The 13149-nt window shown below is 35.3% G+C and carries 9 protein-coding genes; 2 read left to right on the top strand and 7 right to left on the bottom strand.

Translation table 11 applies throughout. The annotated features are described in order from the left end of the window. Positions 1–45 precede the first annotated feature (45 nt). Positions 46–5973 (bottom strand): rhamnogalacturonan lyase family protein, encoded by a 5928-nt coding sequence (locus AAGV28_RS14210; protein ID WP_373407416.1) that lies wholly within the window; start codon positions 5971–5973, stop codon positions 46–48. Positions 5974–6182: 209 nt separating this feature from the next. Between AAGV28_RS14210 and AAGV28_RS14205 the strand changes: the two genes are divergently transcribed. Continuing rightward, positions 6183–6665, top strand: coding sequence for an FKBP-type peptidyl-prolyl cis-trans isomerase (locus AAGV28_RS14205; RefSeq protein ID WP_373407415.1), 483 nt, complete (start codon positions 6183–6185; stop codon positions 6663–6665). A gap of 152 nt (positions 6666–6817) precedes the next feature. On the opposite strand, the gene AAGV28_RS14200 is transcribed toward AAGV28_RS14205, so the two are convergent. Then, positions 6818–8836 carry a TonB-dependent receptor family protein gene (locus AAGV28_RS14200; RefSeq protein ID WP_373407414.1) on the bottom strand — a complete coding sequence of 673 codons (2019 nt, stop codon included), beginning with the start codon at positions 8834–8836 and terminating at the stop codon, positions 6818–6820. A gap of 244 nt (positions 8837–9080) precedes the next feature. Here AAGV28_RS14200 and hflX point away from each other — a divergent pair, with 244 nt between their 5' ends. Continuing rightward, the gene (gene hflX, locus AAGV28_RS14195; protein ID WP_373407413.1) at positions 9081–10313 is read left to right on the top strand and encodes a GTPase HflX; all 1233 of its coding nucleotides are present in this window, start codon (positions 9081–9083) and stop codon (positions 10311–10313) included. Between the two features lie 73 nt (positions 10314–10386). Here the strand turns inward: hflX and AAGV28_RS14190 are convergent, their stop codons facing one another. The 5 genes from AAGV28_RS14190 to AAGV28_RS14170 all read right to left on the bottom strand — a co-directional run bounded on the left by AAGV28_RS14190 (position 10387) and on the right by AAGV28_RS14170 (position 13149). After that, positions 10387–11238 (bottom strand): DUF3078 domain-containing protein, encoded by an 852-nt coding sequence (locus AAGV28_RS14190; protein ID WP_373407412.1) that lies wholly within the window; start codon positions 11236–11238, stop codon positions 10387–10389. 22 nt (positions 11239–11260) lie between these two features. Further along, entirely contained in the window at positions 11261–11767 is a 507-nt protein-coding gene (locus AAGV28_RS14185) for a DUF2480 family protein (protein ID WP_373407411.1), read from the bottom strand. Positions 11768–11853: 86 nt separating this feature from the next. After that, a complete protein-coding gene (locus tag AAGV28_RS14180; protein WP_373407410.1) occupies positions 11854–12177 on the bottom strand; it encodes an SUF system Fe-S cluster assembly protein in 324 nt (107 codons plus the stop codon). 125 nt (positions 12178–12302) lie between these two features. Beyond that, a complete protein-coding gene (locus tag AAGV28_RS14175) occupies positions 12303–12722 on the bottom strand; it encodes a SufE family protein (RefSeq protein ID WP_373407409.1) in 420 nt (139 codons plus the stop codon). Beyond that, positions 12712–13149 (bottom strand): hypothetical protein, encoded by a 438-nt coding sequence (locus tag AAGV28_RS14170; protein ID WP_373407408.1) that lies wholly within the window; start codon positions 13147–13149, stop codon positions 12712–12714. The genes AAGV28_RS14175 and AAGV28_RS14170 overlap by 11 nt, the downstream gene beginning before the upstream one ends.

Raw genomic sequence — 13149 nt, 5'->3', positions numbered from 1 at the left:
TATTTTTCGGTATTTGCTTGTACAAATTTTTAATTAGTAGCGATTTCATTTCAAAATAACTTTAAATGTTTCTACGGTTGTTCCCTGAGTAATTTTTACTAAATACATCCCTGCGGCATTTCCTTTTAAATCGATACTTTTTCCATTTTCGGCATTGGTCTCTATAATTAATGCACCTGTACTTGTGAATACTTGTACAAGACCTTTACTAACATTGTTAATTGTAATTATATCAGAAGTTGGATTAGGATTTACTGTTAAAATCGGGCTCATACTAAACTGGTCTTCTACAGTTACTTGACAGTCGCTATTAGTTGCAATTGTTACATTATTAGTTTCTTGAAGTAAAGCGGCATCAATTACAATTTTAGAAGTTTCATTAGTTGTAGTTGTATAATTTTTTGAAACTCCATTTACGGTAACAATATATTCTTTGCTTCCGGAAACGGTATAGCTAACGGTTTTATTTGCTTCTACTCTTTTAGCAGTAATGGCACCAATTTCGTTAACTACTACACCAAAGCTTTGTTCGAAAGCGATGGAAGGAATTGCAACTGTAATTTGGTATGTTCCTGCTGCAAGGTTTTCTCGTTCCCAATTCTTTGTTGTAGTTATTTCAACATTTTGAAAAGATTGGTCAACTCCATTCCCTTTAATAGCAATTGTATACAAATATACATTCATATTAGTAGCAATATTAATTTTACCATTGGCTTTGCCAGGACAACTTGGTGTTTCAACATACACTTTAATTATTGGAGTGGTATGATTGAATTTTACTTTGGTTGCTGCAGTTGTAATTTGTGGTGCAGCATTTCCAGCCAAATCACTAATTTCAATTGTAAAAGGAATTATACCTGCAACATCGGTAGTTTTCATAGTATAGGTTGCTGAAAAACTAGTCGTTGCAATAGTGTTGACAGCTACACTTTGACCAGCAATAGTTATTGTAGGTGTTTTAACGGCTTCTGAAGTGGTAAAGTTTAATGTAACAACATCTCCTTCTTTTGCAATGCCGTTATTTGCATTATTTGAAGTAAAAGTAAGCGTTGGTAATGTAGGTACTGTTCGATCAAAAGTGACTGTTTTTGCATCTGTTGATGTATTAACTGCTGTACCAGTATTCCCTGCCAAATCTTTAAATTGGATTACAAATGGGATGACTCCTTGGGTATCAGAATTTGTCAATTGGTAGGTTGCGCTATAGTTGTTGCTTCCAAGACTGTTTGCTATTACTGTTTTTCCAGCAATACTTACTCCAGTGACAGTACTGTTTTCAGAAGCTGTAAAGGTTAAGCTTACTGTTTCGCCTGTTTTTGCTAAAGTAGTTGTAGCATTATTAGAGGCAATACTTACGGCAGTCAAAGTTGGCACAGTTTTATCAAATGTTACTGTTTTTGAGTTAGTTGTTGCTATAACCGGAGCTACTGTATCGCCTAGGTTATCTTTAAATTGGATTGCAAATGAGATAACTCCTTCGGTATCTGTATTGGTCAATTGGTAGTTTGCGCTGTAATTGTTGTTTCCAAGATTGCTTGCCATTACAGTATGACCAGCTATTGTTACGTTTATATCGCTTATACTTGCTGTTGCTGTAAAGTTCAAGGTAACAATATCTCCTGTTTTTGCTAATGTAGTAGTAGCATTGTTAGAAGCAATTGTTACGGTATTAAGAGCTGAGGTGTTTTTGTAATAAGTAACTCCAATAGCAGCGGTTGTTACTTGAGTGCCAGTATTGGCCGCAAGATCACTAAAGTTAATGGTGAAAGGAATATTACCTTCGGTATCTGAAGCGGTCATAGTGTAAGTTGCTGTAAAATTTGTTGATGATACTGCAGTTACTGTTGCGCTTTGTCCAGCAATAGTTACTATTGGTGTTTCGATAGCTTCAGATGCTGTAAAGTTTAGAGTGACAATACTTCCTGTTTTTGCAATAGCATTATTAGTGCTATTCGAAGTAAATGTAACTGCAGTTAATGTAGGTGCAGTTTTGTCAAAAGTAACTGTTTTTGCATCTGTTGTTGCGCTAACTGTTGTGCCAGTATTTCCTGCAAGATCTTTAAATTGAATTGCAAATGGAATGACTCCTTCGGTATCGGTACTAATTAATTGGTAAGCGGCACTGTAATTGTTGTTACCAAGGTCAGTTGTTGTTACAGATTGCCCAGCAATTGATGTTTGTATAGTGGTAATACTTTCGGAAGCAGTAAAATTGATAGTAATTGTATTTGCTGTTTTTGCTAATGTTGGTTTGGTATTATTAGATGCAATAGTTACACTAGTTAGCGTTGGATTAGTGTTGTCGAAAGTATAGCTTTCACCAGCTGTAAATCCGCTTGTTATTGCAGTACTTGATTCATCAACAATTCCAGTACCAATAGCATTTACATCTAAACGTAGTGTTCCATCACCGCTAATAGTATTTACAGTTACATCATAAGACGCTGCGGTGATAGCGGTTATGGATGCTATTGTTCCAGTTGCAGTTCCAGTTGTAGTTAAGGTAAAATCGCTACTATCAACTCCAGTAACATTTGCGGAGAAGACAACATTATAAATAACGCTGTTTGCGTTTGTAGATGCAGTAGTAGGTGTTTTTCTTGTTATTGAAGAAACACTAACTGTAGATTGACCTGCTATTGCAATTTTTGCCGTAGGAATGTTATTTACATCCATATCGTATCCTATGTAATAACTGGTATATGGTGGTTGGTTATAACCAGAATTTTGCCAGGCAATTGCGGTACGATATTGTGGATCGTGCATTAATGTTGGAATACGATAATTACTAGCCAAATCGGTTGTGAAAATGACAAGTGCTGAATTGTCATTTTTGCGTAAAATAATTTCCTCTCTCCAGTCACCTAAGATATCCGCTTGCAAGGTAGGATTGCTTTTAGTACTGTTATTTGTTGATAGTCCTGTAGCTGTTTTATCATAGATTGTAAATAAACGACCCGCACTTTTAGTAGTAGGATTCCATTTATCGATATAGCCTCTATCAAACAATTCTCGTCCTAAATCGCCATCCCACCAAATTCCAGAATTATAGGAAGGGACATTGTTGCTAATTACATTTCCTTTGGCATCATATACACTACCCCCAGCAGAACCCCACATTTCGTAACCTTTGTAGTTAGGGTCTAAATCGGCAGCCATAGCACGACCAACGTCTCCAGTGGTTGGAATCCCCCAATTGGTTTTTCCGGTTTTTGCATCGTATTGTCTCAGTCCCATACCATCATATTCCCCTGGAGACTCTAGACAAATCCAAATTTCTTGCCCTGGACGATCTAAATCCATATCGGTCATGTGTAAGGCATCTCCATGCCCCATTTTGTATGTCCAAAGTGGTTTTCCATCATCGTTAATCGCACTGGAACCATTTATGATTTCATCTTTTCCATCTCCATCAATATCGCCAATTGTCATTTGATGATTCCCTTGCCCTGAATACGCATTGTATTCTGGATGTGCTGGATCTTTACTGTCAAATTTCCATAGCAGTGTAAGTTGTCCATTTCGCCAATTGTAAGCTGTACGAACTAATCTATTATAGTAACCTCGACCTACAACTAGACTGGGTCTGGCTCCATCAAGATAAGCAACGGCAGATACAAATCGGTCTTGGCGATTACCATAATTATCTCCCCAATCGGCAACATTATCTCGAGCTGGTTGATAGGGTACAGTTGCCATTGCAGCACCTGTTAGCCCATTAAAAACGGTTAGGAATTCAGGTCCTTGTTGTACCCATCCGTAAGTATTACGATAATCAACAGTAGCATTTCCAATGACAGTTCCTTGACCATCAATCGTACCATCGGCAGTTTTTAAAATAATTTCGGCTTTACCGTCACCATCAAAATCATAGACCATAAATGGGTTGTAATGTGGCCCAGCATTTACGTTGATTCCTAGGTCAATACGCCATAATCTAGTACCGTCTAATTTATAACAGTCAAAAATTTCTTTACCGCTGTAACCGCCGGCGTTGTCATTGACAAGGGTAGGTTGCCATTTTAATATAATTTCATAAACTCCGTCGCCATCAACATCACCCACCGAAGCATCATTGGCAGTATAAGTATATGCACGTCCATCGGGTACAGTACCTCCAGGCGGTATTTGAATAGGAACTTCTAGTTGGTTTTTTGCCCAAACAGTAACGGGTGTTGTTTCGTTTCCTTCAACTCCATTTATTATGGGTTTAATACTGTAAATATTATTGTTAGCAGTAGTACCGTCGGTATAATTAGTTGCATTAGTAATAGGAGAAGTATTAATCTTCACTCCATTGCGATAGACGTTGAAAGCAATGCTTGAAGGATCGTCTCCTAGTAATCTCCAGCTCAAAAATACGGTTCCAGAAGTTTTTTGAACTGCTATAAGTCCTCTGTTTAAAAACTCAACTTGTTTAGGGGTAGAAACCACTGCATCCGTTATTTGGGAAGTGTTTAGTCGAACTGTATTTCCATAAGAAGCAGTATTTCCATTAACGGCATAGGCTCTGGTGTAATAAAAAGTTCCCGGATTAAGTCCAGTAAGTGTAACAGAGAAATTACCAATGCCTCCGGTAACATCAGCTATTTTAGAATTAGCTGTGGTTGGATTTGGATTTGAAGTACTGTAAACAACACCTCTTTCAGTAATCTCTTGACCTCCATCTGACGTAATATTTCCGCCTGCTACCGCTGTAGTTGAGGTTATATTAGTAATACTATTAGTAGTAAGTACGGCTGGCGGCGGTGGTGGAGTGTACAATCTTACAATAGGGGTATTTATACTGTTTGAATTTGCTTTTGTATAAACCACATAAGGATAGGGAGCGCTTCCTATAGCAATGGCTGGCCAGCTCGTTGGTTCATCAATACCTCTGGTAACAGTAGGGTCTTTCAATTCAGTCCAAGTTGTACTTCCTGCTGCCAGAAAACGTACTCTTGTTGGAAATACATTTGTTGATGCAGTATAATCTATAAATGAGCAATACAGATTTCCAGATTTGTCATTTATTAAACTAATATTGGGGGAGTCTCTAGCAGCAAGATAAGTACCTGAACTCCATGTGTCATTTGTTTTATCGTATAAAATAGCTGTAGCTCTATTATTAGCTCCAGAGGCAATATTAAAATATACAATACAAAGTGAATTATTATCTCTAACAGCAATGTTGGTATGGCGTATGCCAATAGTTGGAATAGGATTACTAGTTACCAAAGACCATGAATTACCATTAAAACCATACAAAGTCATATTGCCTGTAGTTGAGTTAGTAGCAGCTAATTTTGAATAAACTAACCAAGGTTTGTCAGTAGGATCGATTGCTAAACTTACAGCAGCAGTAAAGTCTGTCGAAACAGCTCCAGTACCTACTGTTTCCCATGCTGTTTCATTGAATTTTTTGACATAAGGAAGCATACCTGCTTCACTAAAAGCAATATAAGGAACATTAAATGAATCAAAGGCCATAGAACAGCGTTGAGTTGAACTATATTGCCCTACAGCACTCATGCCATTTGCATTTCCAGTAGAAACGTAAAGGGTGTTGCTGTCTTCAGGATTTAATGGATTCCAAACTCCATTAGTAGCATCAAATTTTTTGACAGCTAATTTAGAACCCGCAGAAAGATCAATATAAGTAACATACAAATCGCCAATAGAGTTCGCATGAATACGGGTGTAAGAAGCACTAGTACTCAAGTTTGCGCCAACTTGCTCCCAAGTCCCATTGGCTAAACGTTTTTTTACTTTGGGTACTCCGCTTTCTGTAAATACCACATAAGGAGTAAAATTTCCTCCCTCATTTACCACAGCTATGCTGGTGTGAGAGGAGGCTACTGCAGACACTTGTTCTTCGTTACCTAATACATTCCATTGCTGTGCAAAGGAGGAAAAGCAATTCAACAAAAAACATACCGTCAAGCTAATTTTAAAACATAAGAGACGATAAGAAAAAGTAGTTTTTCTAGTCATATATAATTTGGTTATTGGTTAATAGTTAACTGCTAATTTAATTAGCTGTCAGTTAATTAGTGTCCTGTGGTGTCTTGTAGTGTCCTGAAATCAATACAGGTTAGTTAAGTAATAACAGTATTTTACGGTTAAATTTTTTTTACGTAACAGATAATTTTCACATGGATAGTTCTATTTTATTATATTTGGCTTCTCTAAAAAAAAACACCATGAAACATTTATTATCGGCATTGTTGATTATTACATTTTTTATTTCTTGTAAAAAGGAAAGTAACAGTAATAATACCAGCGAAGCTCCAAGTGAAATTCCGTATGTTGCCAAAAACGAAAAGCAAATTGAAGAGTATGTTGCTGAAAAAAAATTAAAAGGAATCAAAAGTGATTCAGGATTATACTATGTAATCAACGAGCCAGGTACAGGTGCTCAAGCCACTCCGCAGTCTAATGTTACTGTAGCTTACAAAGGTTATTTTATGGATGGAAAAGTATTTGATCAAAGTGATGACAAAGGAATTTCTTTTGGTTTGAATCAGGTGGTTAAAGGTTGGACAGAAGGAATATCTTATTTAAAAGAAGGCGGAAGTGCTTTACTAATAATTCCTGCAAAACTAGGATATGGAGGAAATGATTATGCCAGTATTCCTGGAGGTTCTGTATTAATTTTTGAAGTAAAATTGATTTCTGTAAATTAATTTTTCTACTAAGTGCCTGTTTAAAATTCATCAAAATTAATTTCCCAATTCCGCCGCCGCGGAAGTAATTTTGATGAATTTTCAAGAAATTTTCCACCCTTTAGGGACGGGGAAAAAGAAAATTTATTTTTTTAAATAAATTTAAATACGCTCTAAAAAAGATAAGAAACGGCAATTCCACCATAATAATTTCGTGGATTACCAGGGTAATAGAATCGTGCTGGTGTATTTCCAAAACCAACGGCATTAGTCAAAATACTAGCCGCATAATGACGGTTTAATGCGTTATTAATTCCAGCACTGAATTCTGTTTTTACATGTTTAAATAATGTAAACGCATAGACCGTTTTTATATCTAACAGTTGGTAATAATCAGTATATTTTGTGTTGGCATCATTCATAGGCGTTTCTCCTACGGTTCTAAAAGAGGTGTTGAGACGAAATCCTTTAAATCCGCTAAAATCTAAGCCCAAATTCAGTTGTGTTTTAGGAACTCCCGTGAGCGCATTTCCTGAATAATCGTTCTCGCCATCGATAAAATTTTTGTATTTAAAATGATTGATGGTTCCAGAGACATAACTACTCAACTGCCATTTTGACGATTTTAAAATGCTGTAATTCACAAGCAATTCAATTCCTTTGTGACTGGTTTCTCCAGCATTGATACCTACATATTGGTCGTTGGCAGTTCGTCTGGCAACTAATAAGTTGGTTATTGGAGTATAATAAAATGCAATTTCAGTATACACGCGGTTTAGCCAATTGCCTTTGAAACCCATTTCGTAATTCCAACCTATTTCTGGTTTTAAACTTGTGTTAATGGTTCCTTCGGGAGTTAGTGTTTCGGCAACTGAAGGTATTGAAAATCCTTTGCTTACTGAAAAATAAGTGTTTTTATCCTTGGCAATTTTATAAGAAAGTCCCATTCTAGGAGACCAAACATTTCCAAAAGAAGAAGGGTTATCTGGATTTGTATTGTTTTCCGGAAGAAGTGTTTCTAATGAATATCGGGTCGAATTCAAAGCCAATCCACTTTCTAAATACAACTTGGGAGTTAATTGCATTTGCAGTTCGAAAAAATAATTGATATACTTTCGATCTTGATGTATGGTACTAAATTCATCACCCTTGATGCTCCCTTGACCTGGTTGGGATTGGTACAGATTTTTGAAAAGTGAGACCCCTTGTTTCTCAGCTAAAAACTCGGTTCCAAGGCTCATTTCAAAAGGAAGTTGAAACAAAACATTTTTGTAGTTTAGGTTGGCTCGAAATCCTAAAGTATTTGTTTTGTCTTTTAAAATATCAAAAGGGCGGTCTTCATTTCCTTTTTTAAAATTGGAAAAAATACTAGTTTTTACGAACCATTTTTCTGTAAACTGATGCTTGTATCCTATTCCCATCATAAATTTGTCGTAGGATTCATTGCCTTTGGCAGCAGCCCAGGTTGCAGCTGCTTTTTCAGGTTGATTCAAGAAGTCACTTTCATTTATTGAACTTGGGATAAACGCTTTTAGTCTTGTGAAAATTACCAAATAAGTCAAACTACCTTTTTGGCTAATTTGTTGTTTTCCGTGTACGTTAAAAGATTTTCGGTCGTAGGCACTATTGTCTCTAAAACCATCATTTTGCAAATGAGTATAGCCCGCAAAGAGATTTGATTTTTGATTACTATAACCTGCTAATAAGCTTTGCTTGATTAGTCCAAAACTACCAAAAGTAGTGTTTGATTTCCCAAAAGATTCCTGAGCTGTTTCTCTAGGCAACAAATGAATTACCCCGCCCAAACCAGAACCAAAACTGGTCGAATTAGGACCTTTGATGATTTCGATACTCCCTATGGATTCTAAATCAATATCTTCAACAGTGGTTTCTCCTTCACCATTTGTTAAAGGAATATCTTCAAAATACGCTTTTATTTTCGTTGTTCCGTATTGAGATCGGGCACCAATTCCTCGAATACTTATTCTATTAGTATTCAAAGAACCTTGCTGCATAAACACTCCTGGGATTGTATTTAAAATGGGAGTCAGAATTACACCGTCATTTTTAGCAAGGTCATTTTGGGTAATAACTGAAACTGCCGAGGTAGCATTTTGAAGCGAAGTTTTTATAGGTGTTCCTTGGAGCATTATTTCCGTAAGGGTAATAGTGTCTTTTTGAACTTGACCCAAAAGAATGCTTTTGGAAAACAAAAGGATAAAAAACAGGAGAGCAAGAGTAGTTTTTTTCAACGATTTTTGATTTATAAAGGAAAAAGTAAAGATATTTATTTGAGTTTAATTCTACCCAACTAATTATAAATTTCACAAAACCAATGATTAATAAATAGCTTTAGGCATAGTATTGCATTTTTATAAACAGATAAGTTCTATTACTATCTAGCAAATCATTAAATTTGTAACCTTATTTAGAGACATGTTAGAAAAAGAAGTAATAAATTTCGAAAAAACAGCCATTGTTGGCGTTGTAACTCAAAATCAGAGTGAAGAAAAACTTAATGAGTATTTAGACGAATTAGAGTTTTTAACCTTTACCGCAGGTGGTCAGGTGGTGAAACGTTTTTTTCAAAAAGTAGATAAACCCAATCCTAAAACTTTTTTGGGAACAGGAAAGATAGATGAAATTAATCTTTATGTGAAAGAAAACGGAATTTCGACTATCATATTTGATGACGAATTAACGCCTTCGCAACAAAAAAATATTTCCAAAATTATTGATTGTAAGATTCTCGATAGAACCAATTTGATTCTCGATATTTTTGCCCAAAGAGCTGAAACATCATACGCCAGAACCCAAGTAGAACTAGCGCAATGTATCTATTTGTTACCGCGTCTTTCAGGATTATGGACTCACTTGGAACGTCAAAAAGGGGGAATCGGTATGCGTGGTCCTGGAGAAACGGAGATTGAAACCGACCGTCGTATTGTGCGTGATCGAATTTCGTTGTTAAAAGAAAAAATTAAAGCAATCGACAAGCAAATGGGAACGCAACGCAGCAATCGCGGCGCTATGGTTCGTGTGGCTTTAGTGGGTTATACCAATGTGGGAAAATCGACTTTGATGAATGCCATTGGAAAAAGTGATGTTTTTGTCGAAAATAAATTGTTTGCCACGCTGGACACTACTGTTCGAAAAGTGGTCATCAAAAATTTACCTTTCTTACTTTCGGACACGGTAGGTTTTATTCGAAAATTACCAACACAATTGGTTGATTCGTTCAAGAGTACATTGGATGAGGTTCGTGAAGCCGATTTGTTGTTGCATGTAGTTGATATTTCGCATCCGGATTTTGAAGATCATATTGCTTCGGTAAACCAAATTTTATCTGATATTAAAGCGGGAGATAAACCTGTTATTATGGTTTTCAATAAAATTGATGCTTACAGGCATTTAACCATTGACGAAGATGATTTAATAACCGAAAAAACCACAAAACATTACACCTTAGAAGAGTGGAAATCGACTTGGATGAATCGTGTAGGAGAGCAAAACGCTTTGTTTATTTCGGCTACGAATAAAGAAAATTTTGAAGAGTTTAGAGAAAGAGTGTATGAAGCGGTAAGACAAATTCATATTACTCGTTTTCCATACAATAAATTCCTTTATCCTGATTACAAGGATGCGATTGAAAAAGAAGAAACAGAATAGTTTTTCTCGAAATATAAAAATCCCTTTTGAAATAATTTTCAAAAGGGATTTTTTTGTATGATTAGTTTTTAAACTAAAAACCGTAATTAACTCCTAATCCAAATATTTCTCTTACCTGAACACCTTTTATAGCATTATCATCATAGATTGTTTGTAAAGCAATATTTGCCGAAAGGTATTTGTTGATTTTCATCACTACATTCATTTGATAATCGATATCAACATTTTGCGGATCTTCTAAATAATTTGAATATAGATTTAAACGATTCTCTATAGAAACATTTGCAATGGCATTGAATTTATAATAAGCAGAAATACTGGCTCCAAATTCAAAACGGGTATTGTCTCCTTGTAAAACACCAAAAGAAGATCCCAGATCTGTAAAATGTTTATGAACCATAATTAACTTTCCAGCTGCAGGAGCGATGTTAATACTTGCATTGTCATTTTTTTTCCACAAGAAACCGGGTCCAAATTGAAAAAAGGCAGGTGAGAAAAAATGAGAAATTTTCACACCATTCATGTCAAGGCCTAAATCCATTTGCGATTTAAAATTAAAATACATCGAATAATACCAGTTTTTAGCTTTTGCTTTTTTACCCCAAAGTGAATTCAATTCTAACCGATCGTCGGTTTTTGCGGTAGTTGCGTTTCCTTTAATTTTGCTCAATCCATACGCCAAAATGAATTTGTTATCCCAAACCACATCACCTTTCTTATAATTCAAATCGTAGTTTAAGCCAAAATTCCCTGCTAAGTTTGAAATTCCACCGCCAAGCCATTGTTTGTTATACGCTGATTGATTTAATAACAAAGACATGTTTCCGCTGCTTTTCCAAAATTTTGTGGTGTCTACTACGGTTTCTTGTGCTTGCATTGTAAAGGTTGTTACAATTAAAACAAGAGATAAAATTGCTTTTTTCATGGAAGATGGTATTTGGTTTTGGTTATTTTTTGGCTTTATACAACGGAACTGCTGAGCAGGCCTCTCCATACATAATACTTCTGGCAAAAGGTTGTAAATAATGTGCCACCAAAACATAAGCACGCGTAGGAACTGGTTTTTTAGAACAACCTTTAATAATTACCGATTTGTTTTCGTAAGCGCTATAATCTATTTTAGTGAGCAATTCTTCATACAATGCCGCATCCATATCTTCACTGTTTCCGTCAATGACTTTTTTAGCATAAGGTGCTAATTGTATTGCAACTAAAATAGAAGACCAAGCCGGAACAATGGCATCGGTGCTGCAATTTATTGCTACAAAATGGTCTTGGTATTGAGTCCAGTCATGGTTTTTTAGTTCTTCTCTAAAGTCTTTTTCTCTTAATAAAAATCCTTCGAGCAACCATTGCGAAATATCAATTTGCGTACGAATCCCCTTTGGGTAGTAATCTTCAAGATCGAATACTTCCAAGGCACTATTAGCCACTTTGTTAATTATTTCTTCCATTTCTTAATTTTTAAGTAATCAGTATTCAGTTTTTTAGTGATCAGTTACTAACTGAATACTAAAAAACTCATCACTGTAGACTCTTATTAAAGCATTCCCAATTCTAATTTTGCTTCTTCACTCATTAAATCTTTGCTCCAAGGCGGATCAAAAGTAATCTCTACTTCGGCACCTTTTATATGCTCTATTGATTTTACTTTTTCTTCAACTTCTCTTGGTAAACTTTCGGCCACAGGACAGTTTGGAGAGGTCAGTGTCATTAAGATTTTTACTTCGAAATCCGTATTTACCATTACATCATAAATCAATCCTAGCTCGTAAATATCTACAGGAATCTCAGGATCGTAAATGGTTTTTAACTTTTTTACAATTGCTTCTCCTAATTCGTTGGTGTCTATTTCTTGTTCCATTTTGTTTTTGTTTTTTGTTAAATTATAGGACTTGTTTTTTTAAACATATAAGTCATACTAGTTTTTGTTTTCTATTTTTTAGGTCATTTTAGTTTCTCTTACTTATATGACTTATATGTTAAAACCTATTTTTTAGCATCGAATGCCAAAGCATACATTTTAATATTTTTTATCATTGATACCAAACCGTTTGCTCTTGTAGGCGACAAATGTTCTTTTAGTCCTATTTCGTCAATAAAATCCATTTCGGCATCAATGATGTCTTTTGGAGTTTGGTTTGAAAAAACACGGATTAAAATGGCAATAATTCCTTTGGTTAATATGGCGTCACTATCGGCGGTAAAAACTATTTTTTCGTCATTTTGTTCGCCTTGCAGCCACACTTTAGATTGACAACCTTTAATTAAATTTTCTTCAATCTTAGATTCTTCTTTGATTAATGGAAGATTTTTTCCCAGTTCGATGATGTATTCATAACGTTGCATCCAATCATCAAACATGGAGAATTCGTCTACAATTTCTTCTTGTATCTTTTTAATTTTCATCGTTTTGTTTTGCAAATGAATTAATTTTTGTCACTATTTTTTTTATTTCATAAGGAGGAAATCCATGGTCAAAACTTTGTGATTCATAGCTTTTTCCTTCGTAATTTATTTTTAAATTTGCTATAGCCGCACCATCATAAAAACGTTTTTCTGTGGGTGATTTTAAATCTTTTATTTCTTCTAAATCCACTTCCTGAAAAATTTCGACCAATTCTTTCCAGTCATCGTCATAAATTTTAATTTGAACAGCTTCTTCTTTTCTATCGGTTTTTATACTAACAATTTGTTTTTCGATGCTAATTTCCTGATAATAACCTCTGGTATTTGCCGTATAGGTAATTTGTGCTGTTTCAATATTTTGTTTTGCCTTGTTTTCACAGCCTTTGCCTAAAAAAAGAGTCAGTAATAGTAGCGATAGTAATTTCAT

Origin of the sequence: Flavobacterium zubiriense (assembly GCF_041729725.1) — a bacterium.
GTDB lineage: Bacteria > Bacteroidota > Bacteroidia > Flavobacteriales > Flavobacteriaceae > Flavobacterium > Flavobacterium zubiriense.
Note: the sequence above shows the minus strand (reverse complement) of the source record. Positions and strands in the feature narration are given on the sequence as shown.